An 18160-nucleotide genomic window follows, 5' to 3' on the forward strand; every position below is an offset into this window, starting at 1 on the left:
CCCCACTGGCCCGCCCTCCCCCGGAGAGCGGGCCAGTTCACTTTCACCTACAGGAGCACCCCCATGCACCACCCCCGCCTCGCCACCGTCTGGTGGGACCTGACCGAGTCCGACCAGACCATCGAGTCCCTGCGCGCCTACCTGAAGGAGACGTCCGTCGACGCCTTCGCCGAGGTGCCCGGTCTGCGCCTCAAGGCCTGGATCGCCGACCCCGAGACCAACCGTTGGGGAGCGGTCCTGCTGTGGGAGTCCGCCGCGGCCTCCCAGGGGCCGGTCCCCAGCCGCGCCCTGCAGCTCATCGGCTACCCGCCCACCGAGCAGCACGTCTTCGACGTCGAGGCCACCGTGGAGGGGCGCTGCGAGGACACCGAACTCAGCCACCGGGGCCTCGCCTTCGCCGCGCAGGCACCCTGACGCCTCGGCACGGGCCCCGCCCGCGCACGCACGCGGGCGGGGTCCGTGCCGATCACCGCCTGAGCGACCTGTGCGGTTGCCTTCCCGGCACGGGGCTCGGAGCTTGCAGGGCCATCCGTCGCGTGGACCCGTGTCCCTTCCTCCCGCGCACGCGGCGATGGATCACTCTCGGAGTCGCGGTTCGCCTCGTTCGAGCGAGGCACGCCCTCGCGGGGACTGGCCACTGGCAGGCGGCCGTTGAGGGAGGACGGAAGTGGGTCCCGCACACGTGGGAAGGGTCCCCCGCGACTACCGGTAGCGTTGGTCGAACAGAGCCTGCTCCCCGCGCACGCGGGACGGGCCGCAGCACCTGACGGCGCACGCGAGCGACACCGCCTGCCTCCCCGCACGCGGGGATGGGCCGCCGTCAGGCGCGGCTCCGAGCAGGCGGTCAGAACGTTCCCCGCGGGCGCGGGGTGACCCCCGGAGGTAGGCAGAGCGTGGCAAGAGCGATCGCGGTGCTCATCGGTTCGCCCGGTTCGGGCAAGTCCACCGTCGGCGAGGCCCTGGCCCGCCGGCTGGACACGGACCTGTTGTGCACCGACACCGAGATCGAGAGGCGTGCGGGCAAGCCCATCAGCGACATCTTCCTCCAGGAGGGCGAGGAGCACTTCCGCGCACTGGAGCGCGAGGTCGTCGCCGAGGGCCTGCGCTCCTGGGAGGGCGTCATCGCGGTCGGCGGCGGCGCGGTCCTGAACGAGGAGACCCGCAAGGAACTCGTCGACCACCACGTGGTCTACCTCCAGGTGGACTTCGGTGAGGCCGCCAAGCGCGTGGGGATGGACGTGGCCCGCCCGCTGCTGTCCGGGAACCCCCGCACCCAGCTGCGCAGGCTCCTCAACGAACGCCTCCCGGTCTACGAGAGCCTCGCCTCGGTCACCGTGCCCACCACCGAGTACCACCCCGAGGAGATCGTGGACGCGATCGTCGAATCCCTCCCCACCGGAAAGGCCGCCCAGTGACCGTGACCCGGATCGGCGTGGGGGAGCCCACCGGACGCTACGACGTGGTGGTCGGCAGCGGCATCCTCGCGGAACTGCCCTCCCTGGTCGGCGGCGCCGCGCAGGTGGCCGTCATCCACCCCGAGGGCCTGGACCAGATCGCCCGCCCCGTGGTCGGGGTCCTCGAGGAGGCCGGATACCGCGTCCGGCCCATGCCCGTGCCGAACGGCGAGGCCGCCAAGACCGCCGCGGTCGCCACCGAGCTGTGGTCCCGGCTGGGGTCGTTCAACTTCACCCGCACCGACGCCGTGGTGGGAGTGGGAGGCGGGGCCGTCACCGACCTCGCCGGGTTCGTCGCGGCCACCTGGCTGCGCGGGGTGCGTTCGGTGCTGGTCCCCACCACGTTGCTGGGCATGGTGGACGCCGCCGTGGGCGGCAAGACCGGCATCAACACCCCCGAGGGCAAGAACCTCGTGGGCGCCTTCCACCCCCCGGCCGGGGTGCTGTGCGACCTCGCCACCCTTCCGAGCCTGCCCCGGGCGGACTACGTCGGAGGGCTGGCGGAGATCGTCAAGGCCGGGTTCATCGACGACCCCGTCATCTGCGACCTGGTCGAGGACGACCCCGAGGGCGCCGCCCTTCCGGAGGGCAGGCACACGCGCGAACTCATCGAACGCGCCATCCGGGTCAAGGCCGACGTCGTCTCGGGCGACCTCAAGGAGAGTGGCCGCCGCGAGATCCTCAACTACGGCCACACCCTCGGGCACGCCATCGAACGCGCCGAGAACTACACCTTCCGGCACGGTTACGCGGTCTCCATCGGCATGGTCTTCGTCGCCGAACTCGCCCGGCTGGACGGGCGCATCGACGACGAGCTGGTGCGGCGACACCGCTCCGTGCTCACCTCCGTGGGCCTGCCCGTCGCCTACGCCGCCGAGGCCTGGCCGGAGTTGCGCGCGACCATGGCCGTGGACAAGAAGGCCCGTGGCTCCACACTGCGATTCGTGGTCCTGGACGGTCTGGCCCGACCCGCGATCCTGAGCGGACCCGCCCCCGAGCTGCTGGACGAGGCCTACCAGGCGGTCGTGGACGGTTCCTGAGTCCTCGGAAGCCACTAGACTGACCCAAGGCGAGGAGTGCCCGGGTGCCGGTCGGCACAGCCGCTGGCGGCCACGGGAACCACGCCTCGCCCCACTGACCACCGACCGGACCAGCGAGTCCGGTCTCCGACGTGTCACACCCCTGGGAGAGACGACCGAAGTGGCCACGACGAACGACATCAAGAACGGCACGACCCTGCGGCTCGACGGCGGCGTCCTCTGGAACGTCCTGGAGTTCCAGCACGTCAAGCCGGGCAAGGGCGGCGCGTTCGTCCGCACCAAGCTCAAGAACGTCCTCACGGGCAAGATCGTCGACAAGACCTTCAACGCCGGTTCCAAGATCGAGTTCGCCAGCGTCGACCGCCGTGACATGGAGTACCTGTACCACGACGGTGACTCCTTCATCTTCATGGACACCCAGACCTTCGACCAGATCCCGGTCGGCGACGCCGTGGTCGGCGAAGCCAAGGGCTTCCTCCTGGAGAACACCAAGGTCACGGTGGCCACCAACGAGGGCAACCCGCTCTACATCGAGATGCCCGCCGCCGTCGAGCTGGAGATCACCCAGACCGACCCGGGCGTCCAGGGCGACCGCTCCACCGGCGGCACCAAGCCCGCCACCGTCCAGACCGGCGCCACCATCCAGGTGCCCCTGTTCGTCACCACCGGCGAGCGCGTCAAGGTCGACACCCGCACGGGCGACTACCTCGGGCGTGTCAACTGATGAGTGGTGCACGGCGCAAGGCCCGTCGGCGCGCGGTGGAGGTCCTCTACGAGGCCGAGGTGCGCTCCACCTCGGTGGAGGACGTCATCAAGCGTCGCCGAGCCCAGCCCGAACCGCCGATCAACGAGTTCACGGAGCTGCTGGCCCGCTCCGTCGATGAGCGGCGCGACCGGATCGACGCCCTCCTGGACGAGTACGCCATCGGGTGGACCCTGGAGCGCATGCCGGTCGTCGACCGCAACATCCTCCGGATGGGCGCCTACGAGCTCCTGTGGGCCGAGGACATCCCCGACGGTGTGGCGATCGCCGAGGCCGTCGGCGTCGCCAAGGAGCTCTCGACCGACGAGTCGCCCAACTTCATCAGCGGACTCCTGTCCAGGCTGATGGAGAACAAGGCGACGCTCTCGCTCTGAGACCTCGAGCCGAGGCCGGACACTAGCTGATTGAGGGAACGCAGGTGACTGACAGGAGCGGCACGCCCGCGACCGCCGCGAGCGGTTTCGGCGCGGGTGGTCCGACCGGCCCCGGGCGGGCGGCCAACGCGGCCCGCACCGCCGTGGTGTGGGACGCCCTCTCGCGGCTGCTGGACCGTCTCTTCGACGGTGAACCCCTGGAGATCGTCGACGCGGGCGGTGGCACCGGTGGCGCCGCCGTCCCGCTCGCCGAGCTCGGTCACCGCGTGACCGTCGTCGAACCCAGCCCCGACTCCCTGGCAGCCCTGGAGCGCCGCGCCGCCGAGAGCGGTGTCATGGTGCGTGGCGTCCAGGGGGAGACCCAGGACCTGGCCTCGCTCTTCCCGGCCGCCAGCGCCGACCTCGTGCTGGTGCACAACGTGCTGGAGTACGTCGACGACCCCGTCTCCGCGCTGGCCGACGTCGCTGGTGTCACCCGCCCCGGCGGCGCGGTCAGTCTGCTGGTCACCAACGCCGTGGCCGGGGCCCTGCACCGGGTCCTGGCCGGGCACATCACCGAGGCCCGGCACATGCTGGAGGACCCCGACGGCCGCTGGGGCGGGGCCGACCCCGTGCCCCGCCGGTTCACCCGCCAGCAGCTCCTCGACCTGATCGGCCAGTCCGGTCTCACCGGGGAGAGCGTGCGCGGGGTTCGCGTGTTCGCCGACATCCTGCCCGGGCACGCCTGGGAGGGCGACGCCCAGGCCGGACAGCAGCTCGTGGAACTGGAACGGGCCGTCGCCGACCACCCGGAACTGATCGGTGTCGCCACCCAGCTGCACGCCGTCGCCCTGAAGCCCTAGGGCCGGGGCGGGTCGCTGTGGACAGGGCATAACCTGGGCATATGAGCCGACGTCAACTGGAGCGCGGTGCCGCTCTACGGGGTGTGGTCACCTCCGAGGGGATCACGCCCCTGCGGTCCGACTTCCCCTTGGACGGCTCCGGTCCGGACGACGACTGCAACATCCTGCACCTGGACATGGACGCGTTCTTCGCGAGCGTGGAGCAGCTGCGCCACCCCGAGGCGCGCGGCCGCCCGGTGATCGTGGGCGGCACCGGTCCGCGCAGCGTGGTCTCCTCCGCCGACTACATCGCCCGCCGCCACGGTGTGCACTCGGCGATGCCCATGGCCCAGGCGATGCGGCTGTGCCCGGAGGCCCTGGTCTACCCGCCGGACGGGGCCGCCTACCGGGAGGCCTCCGAGGCCGTCATGGACATCCTGGGGTCGGTGACCCCCCTGGTGCAGCCGCTGTCGTTGGACGAGGCCTTCCTGGACGTGTCCGGCGCCCGCCGCCGCCTCGGCGGTCCGGTGCGCATCGCCGCGATGATCCGCGAACGCGTCCGCCGCGAGCAGCGGCTCACCTGTTCGGTCGGGGTGGCCGCCACCCGTTTCGTGGCCAAGCTCGGTTCCACCCACTGCAAGCCCGACGGTCTGTTGCTGGTGCCCACGCAGGAGGTGCACGGCTTCCTGGACCCCCTGCCGATCGGCGCCCTGCCCGGGGTGGGGGACAAGACCGAACGCACGCTCGTCCGGCTGGGACTGCGCACGGTGGGCGCCCTGTCCCGGGCCGACCCCGACATGCTGCGCATGGAACTGGGGGAGAAGGCCGGCATCCGCCTGGCCGCGCTGTCCCGGGGCGAGGACCCCAGCACGGTCGTCCCCGACACCCCGGACAAGAGTGTCGGCGCCGAGGAGACCTTCGCCGAGGACGTGGATGACCCGGGCCTGATCGACCGCGAGCTGTTGCGGCTGTCCGAGAAGGTGGCGCACCGTATGCGCGTCTCGGGGCAGGTGGGGCGCACGGTGAGCGTGAAGCTGCGCCGGGCCGACTTCTCCACCATCACCAGGGCGCGGACCCTCTCCGAGAGCACGGACGTGGCCCGGGAGATCAGCGCGGTGGCGCGTGCGCTCTACGCGGCGTCGGGGCTGAAGGGCACCCCGCTGCGCCTGGTGGGGGTTCGCGTGGAGGGCGTCGCCCCGGTCGAACAGGCGCACCACCAGCTCGCACTGGGGGAGGAGGACTCGGGTTGGCGGGACGTTGAACGGGTTATGGACCGGGTGAAGGCCCGTTTCGGTCCAGGCGCGATACAGTCGGCCGTATTGGCCAAGCGTGACGAAAACGACGTATGATGCGGCAACTTCCGGGGACCTCTGAACGTTCTCAGAGTAGAACCGGAGTAAGGGTAAGAAGAGAGGCATGGAAGCCGGTGTTTCCGATACAGGGCGAGGGTATCGTGGCCGTAGTGGGTCAGGTACACACGCAGCTTTTCTTTCCACCAGGCGCTAGTGCACCGTATTCTGGGCATACCACTGACCAAGAGACTGTTCATCAGTACCCGTCACCCCAACCGGGGACTGCCGTAGGGAGGCACCGTGCCGCTCTCTGAACACGAGCAGCGCATGCTCGACCAGATCGAGCAGGCGCTGTATGCCGAGGACCCGAAGTTCGCGAACACTGTTCGGCAGACGAACCCCGGAGTCCATTACAAGCGCTGGATCATCAAGGCCGTCATCGGCTTCGTACTCGGTATGGCATTGCTGCTCCTGGGGCTGCTGCTGAGTAGCCCGGAATCGTCGATCGCGGTTCCGGTCACCATCAGCGTCCTCGGGTTCATCTTTATGCTCGCCTCCTTCCTGCTGGGCGCCAACGCCTGGCGCAAGGCCGCCGGGGGCGGCGCGGAGGCGATGCTGGCCGAGGCCGAGACGGAGACCAAACACAAGCGCAGGGGCGCCAAACGTCCTGGGATGATGAACCGCTTCGAGGAGCGGTGGCGTCGTCGCCAGGAGGGCGAGGAGTAGCCAGCCCGCTCGGGACGGACACCGGTCCTCCCAGGTGACGGATGCCCAGAACGCTCGCCCGTTCGCATCGGTGGGGCCCACACACGCCAGTCGTGTGTGGGCCCCACCGTCGTGTGTGCCCCGCGCCGTCCCGCCCCTGTGGGCCCTACCGGGTGAGCCCCGGCAGGGGGTGGGGGCCCGACCCGGTCGGTCAGGCGGTGGCGGGAACGGTGTCGGCGGCGACCCGGGGCCGGTGCCACGGGGCCAGGGAACGCGGCAGCAGCAGGGCGCGGCAGCGGTCACCACGGGTGGCCGCGGACCTCGCTCCCTCCCGGGCCGTGGCGAGGTCGGCGGAGAGCTTGGCGCCGTCCAGGTACTGGTCGTCGCCCGGGTCGGGGGCGTAGCGGGCCGCCTCCTCCGCCAAGGCCAGCCGCCACACGGCGGCGTGCGCCTCCGAGGGCAGCAGGGCCCCGCTCGGGCGGACGGCGCCCAACCGGGCGGCGGTCGCCCGGGGGCTCTCGGTGAGCGTCCACTCCACACCCAGGTCCAGGCAGGTGTCCCGCAGCTCCAGCCACGCGGCGTGCGCGGCGGCGGTCCCGCCCGAGGCCACAGCGGCCCGGCGCGACCAGCGGATCACGGACCGCACCAGGGCGGGTCCGGCCAACAGCAGCAGCCCGCCGAGCAGACCCGCCACCACCGGCCACCAGGGAGCGGCGCCGGAACCCGCGCCCCCCTCCGGGGTGGTCGCGGCGGAGTCCGCGGGCTCCTCGTCCTCCTCCGGGGTCGGGTTGGCGTCGGAGGGACCGGCGGAGGGTTCGTCCTCGGGGGTCGGGCTGGGCTCGGGGGTGTTCGAGTCGCTGGGTTCGGGGTCGGGCTGGAGCTCGGACGCACCGTCGCCACCGGCGTACTCGGGAACCGAGGCCGTGCCCTGACCCTGGGAGGAGGCGGGGGTGGGCTCGAAACGCAGCCATCCCACACCCTCGAAGTACAGCTCGGGCCAGGCGTGCGCGTCACCGACCGAAACCGACCAGCTTCCGTCGCCGTCCCGCTGGCCCGCCGTGTAACCCACCGCGACCCGGGCGGGGACGCCTGCCTGGCGGGCCATGACGGCCATCGCCCCCGCGAACTGCTCGCAGTACCCGATCCGGTCATTCAGGAGGAAGTGGGACAGCGGGTCGGCGCCGTTCGGGATCGCGGGCGGGCTGAGGTCGTAGGTGAAGTTTCCGCCGGTGAAGAACCCCTGGAGGGCGACGGCCCGCTCGTAGTCGGAGTCCGCGTCCTCGGTCAGGGAGTCGGTGAGCTCCTGGACGCGTGCGTCGATGCCGTCGGGGAGGTCGAGGTGGTCGTCGGTCAGGGTGACCGGGGGCCCGGCGTCAGCCAGGGCCTCCGCCTCCGGGCGGTACTCGGAGGACACCACGGTGAAGTCGAACCCGGTCGAGGGGGTGTCGGTCGTGAAGACCATCAGCGTGGCGGGGTCCACATACCAGTCGCCGGACACGTCCACGGAGCGCGGCGGGTAGGGCAGGGGAAGGAACTCCATGCGGGGTGCGTCGGAGGTCAGCGCCACCTGGGTGGTGACGGCCGTCCCGGAGTCACGGCTCCAGCCCGTGGGCAGGGGGAGGGTGCCCCCGAGCGCGGAGTCACGCCCGGTGCGGACCGGTGACATCGTCCAGTTCTCGCCGCCGAACTCGTCCAGGACGTAGGTGCGCAGGTATTCGGGCTCCTCGGCGTCACTGCGGTAGGTCAACACCGTGCGGTCGGAGGAGGCCGCCAGGTCTCGGCGGAGCGAGACCAGCGGGTGGGTGGTGGTCACGGTGCCGGTGGAGCCGAACTCGGCGCCGTCGGCGATCGTGCGGAAGGCGTCGGTGCGCAGCGACGGCACCATCAACGGGAGGGACAGGGCCAGGAGGATCGCGACGGAAGCGGCGACGACCACGGTGCCCAGCTGGGCGGCGCCCGCCACGAACCGGCTGCCGGGGGTGTGCCCGTCCGGGACCCGGACCCCCCACTCACGTCCGCGGACCCACATGTCCGTGGCCAACAGGGTCACGTAACCCGCCGCGCAGACAGCGGCCTGCGCCCAGGTCAGACCGGCGCCGTCCACGGCCAACGGCACCACGATCAGCGCGAGGAGCAGCCCGCCCACCATGCCCGGGCAGCGGGCGGTCACCGCGAGGAAGTCCGCCGTCATCGTGAACACCAGGAACGTCAGCGCGATGATCAGCTGGAGCCCGGTGGTGGTGGGAACCGGGGGAGTGCTGGTGTTGATGCCGTTGACGCCCTGCTCGAACAGCACCCAGGTCTGCTCGAAGGTGGCCGCCGTCGGCACGACACCGAGGAATCCGGTGCCGGGGGTGAGCATCGGTGTGAACAGCAGCGCCGCCACCAGCAGCTGGAGGAACGGCACCGGGATCGAGGTGCGGCCGGTGAGGCGGTACAGGGCGGACACCAGGGTCACCGCGACCATGAGGACGACGGCGGGCCCCCACCAGCCGCCGCCACGGATGAGCCCGCCGAGCAGCGGCAGCGCCGCCAGCATCGAGACCAGGGCGGCCAGGGGCATCAGTGTTCGCAACAGTCTCAACGGGACCCCTCCCAGGGGACACGGGTGCCTGCCGGGGCCAGCGGCGTCTCACTGGTGAGGCTGCCTCCGGAGGCTACGGGGGACATGGGGGAGACCCCGGAACCGGGGGTGATCGCCCGCCCCCACAGAGGGGGGAGATCGGCGGGGTCGGCGACAGGAAGCACCCGCCAGCCGTTGGCGGCCAGCAGCTCGGCGGTGCGCCGAGTGTGCTCGGGGTCGGTCCACGCGGCCCGCGTGCACAGCACCGCCACGTGGAGCCCGGAGCCGCGCACCCGGGACAGCGCCGCCGCGTCCTCGGGCGACAACGCACCCAGGACGGCCACCACCAGGCTGGACGAGGAACCCCGCGCGCCCTCCAGGGTGCTGATCCCTCCGTACAGGCTGTCCGCCTCGGAGGCCTCCACCGTGGCCAGCCCGTCCAGCACACCGGAGGTGTTCCCGGTGTGCAGTTGGCCCCGCTCGGTGTGCAGACGCAGTTCGTGCCCGCTGTCCAGGAGGTTCACCGCCACGGAGGCGGCCACGCTGACCGCCGTCTCCAGTGAGTCCCGGACACCCTCACCGTCGTGCGCCTCGAACCTCGTGTCCAGGAGCAGGGTGCTGTGCTCCCGCCAGTGCTGTTCGTCCCGGCGCACCATGAGCTCGCCGTGCTTGGCGGTGGAACGCCAGTGCACCCGGCGCATCTCGTCGCCGTAGCGGTACTCGCGCGGGATGGGGTCCTGCTCCCCCGCACCGGCCACCGAACGCCGCGGGGAGTTCTCCCCCTGGGAACCATCGGAGACACCGAGTGTGGAGAGCGGGACCACGGGCGGGGTGACCAGCAGCGGAGTGGGCGCGCCGACCTGGCGGGTCACCCGGACGCAGCCCAGCGGGTCCACCACGCTCACCTGCAGCGGGCCGATCGGATAGCGGCCACGCACCTCCGGGCGCACCAGGTAGGTGACGTCCCGGACCGCCCTCGCGGCCAGGAACCCCACCGTGTAGCGGGGCTCGTACCCGAGCCGGACGGGCAGGGCGTCCTCGATCCGCACCCAGACCACCGGCCACGCGGTGGAGACGTTGCCGATCCGCACCAGGACCCGGGTGTCGGTTCCGGCGGGGATCCGGTTCGGTTGCAGCGCCCGGCTCTGCACCACCCGACCGGTCGCGCCCAGGATCGTCAGCGCGGAGATCGGGGGCACCAGGAGAAGGAAGAAGCCCACGCCCGTGAGTTCCCGCTGACCGATGACGAAACCGCACACGAGAGCGACGACACCGAAGAACAACATCAGACCACCGCGTGCGGTGAGGGTACGTTGCGGGCGCATGGTCCGTCTTTCGGGAGTCAGGGGGCAGAGGGTCAGCGGGGGCCGGGCACGGGCAGCCGGGAGACCAGCTTGGCGACGATCTGCTCGGCGCTGAGCCGCTCCATCTGGGCCTCGGGACCGGGCAGCAACCGGTGGGCGAGGACGGGGACGGCCAGGGCCTGGACGTCGTCCGGGACGACGTAGTGGCGCCCCTCCAGGGCGGCGTGCGCCCGCGCGGCGCGGACCAGGTGCAGGGTGGCGCGGGGAGAGGCGCCCAGCCTGAGTTCGGGGGCGGTCCGGGTCGAGTTGACCAGGTCCACGACGTAGCGGCGCATGCCCGGTGCCATGTGCACGTTGTGCACGCGGTCCACCAGGGAGCGGATCTCCTCGGCGTTGGTGACCGGCTCCATACGGTCCAGCGGCGAGCGGGTGCTGTGGCTGTCGATCATGTCCAGCTCGGCCTGGGGTGAGGGGTAACCCACCGAGACCCGGGCCATGAAGCGGTCCCGCTGCGCCTCGGGCAGCGCGTAGGTGCCCTCCATGTCGGCCGGGTTCTGCGTGGCCACGACCATGAACGGCCGCTCCAGGGCCCGCGTCTGGCCGTCCACGCTGACCTGGCGCTCCTCCATGCACTCCAGGAGCGCCGACTGCGTCTTCGGCGAGGCACGGTTGATCTCGTCGCCGAGCACGATGTTGGCGAAGACCGGCCCGGGGTTGAACTCGAACTCGTTGCGGTCCTGGTGGTAGACGCTCACACCGGTGATGTCGCTGGGGAGCAGGTCCGGGGTGAACTGGACGCGCTGCACCGAGCAGTCGACGGCCCGGCCCAGGGCCTTGGCCATCATCGTCTTGCCGACGCCCGGAACGTCCTCGACGAGGAGGTGTCCCTCAGCGAGAAGGACGGTCAGCGCGATGCGCAACACGTCGGGCTTGCCCTCGATGACCGTCTCGATCGCGCCACGGACGCGTTCGGCGACGGCGACAACGGCACCGACGTCTCCCCGGACGTCGCCCCCGTGACCGTCTTGCTGTGTGCCGAGTGACACGAGAACCCTCTCGCTCGGTGTGTCTGCGTGTATCGCTCCGAGGCTAGGGCCAATCAGATCCCTTGCAAACCAAAATGCCGGAATCGGCCGCCGAGGGGTTGACCCGGGGACGGAGGTGGTGCGCGACGCACGCGGGCGTCATGGTGCCCCACTCGCCCACCGTTCCAACCCCACCATTCTGACCTGCGCATTTGTCGATTCTTCAGCGTCTGAATGCGGATTGAAGCTGTTGACGGTGGGGAAGAGTGGAGTAAGGTGGAGCAGCGTGGAGAGGGTGAATTCTCCGCATAGGGGTGAGGGGGTGAGTGTGTGTTCCTCGGCACCCACACACCTCGCCTCGATCAGAAGGGACGGCTGTTCCTTCCCGCGAAGTACCGCGACGAACTGTCGGGGGGTCTGGTGATCACGAAGGGCCAGGAGCGCTGTCTCTACGTCTTTCCGGCGGACGAGTTCCGCCGCGTCACCGACGTCCTGCGCTCCGCACCGGTCACCGCCAAGGCGGTCCGCGACTACAGCCGCGTCCTCTTCGCCAGCGCGTCCGACGAGTCCTGCGACAAGCAGGGCAGGATCACGATCCCGTCGAAGCTGCGCGCCTACGCGGGCCTGGACCGCGAGTGCGTCGTCATCGGGGCCAACACACGCCTGGAGATCTGGGACGCCGCCGCGTGGTCGGAGTACGAGACCGAGCAGGAGCAGGCGTTCTCGCAACTCTCAGAGGAGGTGCTGCCCGGGGTGCTGTGACGGCGGGGCGGTCGCTGGAACGCCTCGATCCACCAGCACACAGTCCATGCAACGCCGGGACCGGTGGCGGTCTCCGGAGACGGTCACACGAGCTGGCGCGACTTCCCCGGTGCCAGGTCGTGAGCGTTCGCCCGCCGAAAGGTGGACAATAGCGGCCGTGTCCGGAGGCCCCGCCGGTTACTTCGGAGGGGCCACGCGAAGGACACCGTGGAGCGCGCCCAGTGCGCTGCACGGACCCAGGGGGAGATCGCGACAGCGTGGAGGAACAGCAGCGCATGGGGGACAACCGGCAGGACGGGCGGCCCGAAGGGGACCGCTCGACGGACCACGGGGCCGACGACATCGCGGCCCGGATCCAGGCGGCCAGAGCGGGGATCGATCCCCTGCACGTGCCGGTGATGCTCGACCGGATCGTGGAACTGCTCGCACCGGCGCTCAGCAGGCCCGGGGCGGTGTTCGTCGACGGCACCCTCGGGCTGGGCGGACACTCCGAGGCGCTGCTCAAGGCCTGTCCCACCATGAGACTGGTCGGTGTGGACCGGGACACCACCGCCCTGGAACGCAGCGCCAAACGCCTCGCACCCTACGCGGACCGCACCCACTTCGTCCACGCCGTCTACTCCGAGATCCCGCGCGCCCTCGACGAGGCCGGGGCCAAGCACGCGGACGCGGTCCTGCTCGACCTCGGCGTCTCCTCACCGCAGCTGGACGAGACCGAACGCGGCTTCGCGTACGCCCACGACGCGCCCCTCGACATGCGCATGGACGGTACCCAGGCACTCACCGCCGCCGAGGTCGTCAACGACTACTCCGTCGCCGAGCTCACGCGGGTCCTGCGCACCTACGGCGAGGAGCGCTTCGCCTCCCGCGTGGCCCGGGCGATCGAACGCCGCCGCGCCCAGGGACGCATCGACTCCACCAGGGAACTGGCCGAACTAGTGCGCGAGGCCATCCCCGCCGCCACCCGCCGCACCGGCGGCCATCCCGCCAAACGCACCTTCCAGGGCCTGCGCATCGAGGTCAACGCCGAGCTCTCCATCCTCAAGGAGACCCTGCCCGCCGCGATCTCCCGCCTGGACGTGGGCGGCCGCATCGCGGTGCTGTCCTACCACTCGCTGGAAGACCGGATGACCAAGAGGGCCCTCGCCGCTCTGGCCACCGACACCACACCCGCCGACCTTCCGGTCCCCCTCCCGGACCGCCAACCGGAACTCCGGCTCCTCACCAGGGGCTCGGAACTCCCCACGGACGAAGAGAACGAACGCAACCCGCGCGCACAGTCGGCACGCCTCCGGGCGGCCGAACGTGTGCGCTGGCCGTCGCGGCAGTAGGGAGACCAGATGGGCACGAAGACGGACACACGCCGCACCACCAAGGGGCGCGCGACGACCACCAGGCGCACCGGGGCCACCAGGCGTCCACCGGCGCCCAAACGTCCGGCGCGGCCTGCGGCGACCACACGTACAGGCGGTATCGGACCCGCGCCGAAGATCCCGTTCGTCCTGCTCATCCTGTGCCTTCTCGGCGGTGCGCTGGTGTCACTCCTGGTGCTGCGCAGCGTCGTCGCCCAGGAGGCGTACACGATCACCAGTCTCCAGTCGGAGAACCGGGAGATGTCGTACGTGGAACAGCAGCTGGAGAAGTCGGTGGCCCACATGGAGACCTCCGAGCGCATCGCCAGGGAGGCCGAGGAGATGGGGATGGAGCAGGGGGACGCTCCGCTCTTCCTCGACCTGGACAGCGGTGAGATCAGCGGCAGCGGTACGGACACCGGGAACGTTGGGAGCGGAGAGTGAGCACCCCCCGGGACCGCCGCCCCCGTGACCCCCGTGGACCCGGAGCGGCGGGACGCTCCGGGTCCCGGCCCAGCAAGCGTCCGCAGCGGGAGGCCCGCCGCCCCGCCAGCGGCGCCCGCGCGAGTTCCGGAGCGAACCGGAGTGGTTCCGCGCGTGAGACGCGCAGGGGCGGTGAACGGCCACGGCGCAGGAGCCCTGCCCCACCGCCCCCGCCGCCGCTCCTGCGGCGCACCTTCAGGCAGGGCGATCCGAACAAGCGCATCAGGATCGGCGGGGCCATCATCGTGGTGATCCTCCTCCTGTTCGCGGGCAGGCTCACCCAGATCCAGGGGGTGGAGGCCGAGAGGTACGCCGAGGCCGCCGCCAACCTGCGACTCCAGACCATCGACATTCCCACCCTGCGCGGACAGATCACCGACGCCGGGGGGAACCCGTTCGCGCTGTCAGCCGAGGTGCGCACCGTCTTCGTCGACCCCGAGGAGGTCAAGGAGGAGGAGCGCGACCAGCTCGTGGACGAACTGGTCACCCGCTTCGATCTGGAGCAGGAGGAGGTCGCGGTCAAGGTCGACGCCGCGCCCAGCCGGTACCAGGTGGTGGCCACGATGGTGTCGCCGGAGGACTGGCAGGAGATGCGCGACCTCGGCCTGGCCGGTGTGGGGGCCGAGGTGGACTACGAACGCGTCTACCCGGATGAGACCGGCGCCGCAGACCTGGTCGGGTTCGTCGGCTCGGAGGGGCACGGACTCGAGGGCCTGGAGGGCTACCTGGACTCGACGCTCGCCGGTGAGGCCGGCAAGCGGCAGGTCGAGGTGGGTAACGACGGGACCCAGATCCCCATGGCGGGCGGTCTGGTGCGCGAGCCCGAGCCCGGTCAGGACGTGCGCCTGACCCTGGACCGGGACCTCCAGTGGTTCGTCCAGCAGGCCCTGGCCGAGCGGGTGGAGGAGTTGGACGCCGAGGGCGGGAGCGCCATCGTCACCAACACCGACCAGGAGATCCTCGCGATGGCGGACTACCCGTCCTACTCGCAGAACGACATCTCCGCCACCGGGCCCGAGGAGTGGTCCAACGGAGCCGTCGCAGAGACCTTCGAGCCGGGCAGTACCAACAAGGTGATCACGGTCGCCGCCGCGCTCGAGGAGGAGCTGACCACACCGGAGACGGTGTACACGGTGCCGTACACCCTCCAGTACTACGACCAGACCTTCCGTAACTCCACCAACAACGGCACCCAGCGACTGACCGTCAACGGCATCATGGCGCAGTCCAGCAACGTGGGCACCATCAAGATCGCTGACCAGGTCAAGGCCGGGGTGCTGCACACCTACATGAATGACTTCGGACTGGGGCAACCCACCGGCCTCGCCCTGCCGGGGGAGGAGTCCGGGGTGCTCACCGACCCCGACGACTGGTGGGGGACCCAGCTGCCGTCGGTGTCCATCGGTCACGGCCTGTCGGTGAACGCGACCCAGATGGCCTCGGTCTACGGCACCATCGCCAACGGCGGTGTCCGCGTCGAGCCCCGGCTCATCGCGGGAACCGTCGACACCGACGGGGAGTTCACCCCCGCGGAGGAGCCGGAGAAGACCAGGGTCGTCAGCAAGGAGACCGCCGACCAGCTCGCCCTGATGCTCGAAGCGGTCACCAGTGACGAGGGAACCGCGCCCCAGGCCCGCATCGACGGCTACCGAGTAGCGGGCAAGACCGGTACCGCCAACCGGATCAACCCGGAGACCGGCGGTTACGACGGCGGTGGCTACACGGCGACCTTCGCGGGCTTCGCCCCCGCCGACGATCCCGAACTCATCGTCCAGGTGGTCCTGCACAACCCGCAGGAGACCTACTACGGCGGCGAGGCCGCAGGACCGGTGTTCAACGACATCATGTCCTTCGCCCTCAAGACCATGAAGGTCCCACCGACGGACACCGAGCCCCCGGCCATCCGCCTCTTCGAAGAAGAAGAGGACCGCTGACCACCTGGCGGGAGTCGCATCCCTGCGGCTCCCGCCACCCCGGTGGACGGATACTGCGGCCCATCCCCGCCCGCGCGGGGGCAGCCGTGCTTGGAGCTGCCGCTCGATCCACGCTTCGAGATCATCCCGGCGCGTGCAGGGAGCAGTGGGCCGCGAGCCCGATCGAGCACCGGTAGCCGGGGCCATCCCCGCGTGCGCGGGGAGCAGAGGATGTAGGCCCGCCACGTCTCGACCTTGGCGGGTCCATCCCCGCGTGCGCGGGGAGCAGACGCCCAGCCGGTCACGGCCCGGCGACTCGTGGGGTCCATCCCCGCGTGCGCGGGGAGCAGGAGAAGAGCGCGCTTGAGGTGCTGGGGGAGGCGGGTCCATCCCCGCGTGTGCGGGGAGCAGCACCTCACATGGAGGGACATCGCTGCCGCGTCGGGTCCATCCCCGCGTGCGCGGGGAGCAGACTTTTTCACCTGGGAACTTACCGGTGGCAAGTGCTCGTTTTTCCAACTTGTTGAGAAACAGACAAAACCGGCATCCGCCTTCGTTGTTGCTGTCACGGGCGAGCCTATAGGCGATGGGTTCCTCCTCGCCTGCGCTGACCGGGATGCGTGTCGCGGCTGGTCACGCTTCCCGACGAAAGAGCGGCAGCGAAGGAGGGTGCGGGGTCAGGGCTGGTGTTCATCGTTTCGCGTGTTGTGGTGGCTGGGGTGGTGGGCGCAAAAGCGGCAGCGAAGGAGGGTAGGTCTTCCGGCCTGTGCCGATCGGTGCTCGTGTCGCGGCTGGTTACTGTGGCGAACGAAAAGGCGGCAGCGAGGGAAGCAGCACCCCAGGCCTGCGCCCAAAGGTGCCCCGTGTCGCGGCTGGTTACCGTCTGGGACGAATTACATAACACACCCGGGCAGCTTTCGCGGGTTATCCACAAGCCCTTTCCCAGGAGAAAGAAACCTGGCATTCCAGGTCGCATTCCCTCTTGCCTTCTATTCCTTTTTCTTCTATTCGCGCATACAATGGAAGCATGACCTTCTCCTTCGCGCACCACACAGTTATGGCGGGACACTCTCCCGCTGTGACCGCGATGCGCCACGCGAGGGAACAGGTCACCCACGCTCTGGCTGAGGTACCTCCGGCTGGTGCGGTGGCGGGGGTGCTGGACGAGATCTGCCACCTGTGGCAGGACATGGACCAGGCCACACTCGCCATCCTGTTGCGCCTGGCCCAAATCCAGGCCACCGGTAACCTCCTCGAAGTCGGCGGACAACGCACCCTGGCCGGATGGATCACCCAAGCCCTGGGCACCAGCCCGGCCCAGGCCCGCTCCCTGGCCTGCCTGGCCCAAGCCCTCTTCAACGAAAAACTCCCCCACACCCGCACAGCCCTGGACGCCGGGGTGCTTTCCCTGGGCGAAGCCGCTGCGACCGCGAAAGCAGTGGAAGCAGCCACCACCACCCGAGACAAGAACCAATTCCCGGACGCGGATGAGTTTCGGGTGTTGATGGATTCCGGGCTCATGGCCGCCAAAGCCGACCAGCCGACCCTGTCCGCCGCCCAACTCACCCAACTCGGCAAGCGCATCTCCACCCAACTCCACCCCACCCTGGTCCAGGACGAGTACAAGAAAGCCTTCGACGCCCGCCGCCTGGACGTGGTGCGCAGCTTCGAGGGCTCCTTCTACCTCCAGGCCTGGGGCCCGGAAGTGGACGCCGAACTTTTGGAGAAAGCCGTGGGGGCCTTCACCAAACCCCCCAACCCCACCGGGCCGGAGCAGTCCAAGGCGGAGCGTTCCTACGACGCGTTCATGCACCTGGTCAAGACCGCGCTGGGCCACCAGGGGTGCACCAAACCCCCCGGCCCGCTCGCGATGATCAACGTGACCGTCCCCCTGGACGTCTACACCGGCCAGTCCAGTGACACCAGTACGGCCGCTGCGACGCAGGACGGGATGGTGCTGGCCATGGAAGCCGTGCACGCCATGGCGCCGGGCAGTGTGTTGCGGCGGGTGATCACCGACCCCGCCAGTGGCAAGCCCCTGGACGTGGGACGCGGGATGCGCAACGCCCCCGAACAGATCCGTACCGTGGCCCACTACGGGCGCACCACTTGCGCCTGGCCCCAAGGATGCGACGTCCCGATCAGCGCCACCGAAGCGGACCACATCACCAGCTACTCCCAGGGCGGGCACACCAGCGCCGGAAACATTCAGCCGCTGTGCTCCACCCACAACCGCCTCAAGTGGAGGCGGGAGAACAACCCCCACCGGGCCGCGTGGAAAGGCCGCCCCACCCACCGGCCCCCAGACC

The 18160-nt window shown here is 70.4% G+C and carries 16 protein-coding genes and 1 CRISPR repeat array; of the genes, 13 read left to right on the forward strand and 3 right to left on the reverse strand.

Going from position 1 to position 18160, the window contains the following annotated elements:
- Positions 1-63 precede the first annotated feature (63 nt).
- The 8 genes from ADX84_RS04040 to ADX84_RS04075 all read left to right on the forward strand — a co-directional run bounded on the left by ADX84_RS04040 (position 64) and on the right by ADX84_RS04075 (position 6470).
- Positions 64-414: a hypothetical protein gene (locus ADX84_RS04040; protein WP_049567677.1), complete on the forward strand. Its 351-nt coding sequence runs from the start codon at positions 64-66 to the stop codon at positions 412-414.
- Between the two features lie 497 nt (positions 415-911).
- Positions 912-1415 (forward strand): shikimate kinase, encoded by a 504-nt coding sequence (locus tag ADX84_RS04045; RefSeq protein ID WP_049567680.1) that lies wholly within the window; start codon positions 912-914, stop codon positions 1413-1415.
- Entirely contained in the window at positions 1412-2494 is a 1083-nt protein-coding gene (gene aroB, locus ADX84_RS04050; protein WP_049567683.1) for a 3-dehydroquinate synthase, read from the forward strand. The genes ADX84_RS04045 and aroB overlap by 4 nt, the downstream gene beginning before the upstream one ends.
- Before the next feature lie 160 nt (positions 2495-2654).
- Positions 2655-3218, forward strand: a complete 564-nt coding sequence (gene efp / locus ADX84_RS04055) for an elongation factor P (RefSeq protein WP_049567686.1) — start codon at positions 2655-2657, stop codon at positions 3216-3218.
- On the forward strand, positions 3218-3631 hold the full coding sequence (gene nusB / locus ADX84_RS04060) for a transcription antitermination factor NusB (protein WP_049567688.1): 414 nt from the start codon (positions 3218-3220) through the stop codon (positions 3629-3631). Before efp ends, nusB begins: the two co-directional genes overlap by 1 nt.
- 44 nt (positions 3632-3675) lie before the next feature.
- On the forward strand, positions 3676-4473 hold the full coding sequence (locus ADX84_RS04065) for a methyltransferase domain-containing protein (RefSeq protein ID WP_049567691.1): 798 nt from the start codon (positions 3676-3678) through the stop codon (positions 4471-4473).
- Between the two features lie 41 nt (positions 4474-4514).
- Positions 4515-5801, forward strand: a complete 1287-nt coding sequence (gene dinB, locus ADX84_RS04070) for a DNA polymerase IV (protein ID WP_049567695.1) — start codon at positions 4515-4517, stop codon at positions 5799-5801.
- A gap of 243 nt (positions 5802-6044) precedes the next feature.
- Complete coding sequence (locus tag ADX84_RS04075) at positions 6045-6470, forward strand: DUF3040 domain-containing protein (RefSeq protein WP_049567697.1); 426 nt, start codon at positions 6045-6047, stop codon at positions 6468-6470.
- Between the two features lie 190 nt (positions 6471-6660).
- On the opposite strand, the gene ADX84_RS04080 is transcribed toward ADX84_RS04075, so the two are convergent.
- From ADX84_RS04080 to ADX84_RS04090, 3 genes are read right to left on the reverse strand one after another with little or no spacing between them, the layout of a single operon-like run.
- Positions 6661-9012 carry a transglutaminaseTgpA domain-containing protein gene (locus tag ADX84_RS04080; RefSeq protein ID WP_049567701.1) on the reverse strand — a complete coding sequence of 784 codons (2352 nt, stop codon included), beginning with the start codon at positions 9010-9012 and terminating at the stop codon, positions 6661-6663.
- A 17-nt stretch (positions 9013-9029) separates the two neighbouring features.
- Positions 9030-10337: a DUF58 domain-containing protein gene (locus ADX84_RS04085; protein WP_049567703.1), complete on the reverse strand. Its 1308-nt coding sequence runs from the start codon at positions 10335-10337 to the stop codon at positions 9030-9032.
- Positions 10338-10369: 32 nt separating this feature from the next.
- A complete protein-coding gene (locus ADX84_RS04090; RefSeq protein WP_049567705.1) occupies positions 10370-11362 on the reverse strand; it encodes a MoxR family ATPase in 993 nt (330 codons plus the stop codon).
- Positions 11363-11671: 309 nt separating this feature from the next.
- Here ADX84_RS04090 and mraZ point away from each other — a divergent pair, with 309 nt between their 5' ends.
- The 5 genes from mraZ to ADX84_RS04115 form a co-directional block, all read left to right on the forward strand.
- On the forward strand, positions 11672-12103 hold the full coding sequence (mraZ, locus tag ADX84_RS04095; protein ID WP_049567708.1) for a division/cell wall cluster transcriptional repressor MraZ: 432 nt from the start codon (positions 11672-11674) through the stop codon (positions 12101-12103).
- A gap of 275 nt (positions 12104-12378) precedes the next feature.
- Positions 12379-13434 (forward strand): 16S rRNA (cytosine(1402)-N(4))-methyltransferase RsmH, encoded by a 1056-nt coding sequence (rsmH, locus tag ADX84_RS04100; RefSeq protein WP_049567710.1) that lies wholly within the window; start codon positions 12379-12381, stop codon positions 13432-13434.
- Between the two features lie 9 nt (positions 13435-13443).
- On the forward strand, positions 13444-13899 hold the full coding sequence (locus tag ADX84_RS04105) for a hypothetical protein (RefSeq protein WP_049567715.1): 456 nt from the start codon (positions 13444-13446) through the stop codon (positions 13897-13899).
- A complete protein-coding gene (locus ADX84_RS04110; protein WP_082206280.1) occupies positions 13896-15872 on the forward strand; it encodes a penicillin-binding protein 2 in 1977 nt (658 codons plus the stop codon). The genes ADX84_RS04105 and ADX84_RS04110 overlap by 4 nt, the downstream gene beginning before the upstream one ends.
- A 116-nt stretch (positions 15873-15988) precedes the next feature.
- Positions 15989-16323: direct repeats of the CRISPR family, unit length 30 nt; unit sequence CGGGTCCATCCCCGCGTGCGCGGGGAGCAG.
- Positions 16324-16878: 555 nt separating this feature from the next.
- The coding region (locus tag ADX84_RS04115) for an HNH endonuclease signature motif containing protein (RefSeq protein WP_234003834.1) at positions 16879-18160 on the forward strand (1282 nt) is incomplete at its 3' end.

Origin of the sequence: Nocardiopsis sp. SBT366 (assembly GCF_001083815.1) — a bacterium.
GTDB classification, from domain to species: domain Bacteria; phylum Actinomycetota; class Actinomycetes; order Streptosporangiales; family Streptosporangiaceae; genus Nocardiopsis; species Nocardiopsis prasina.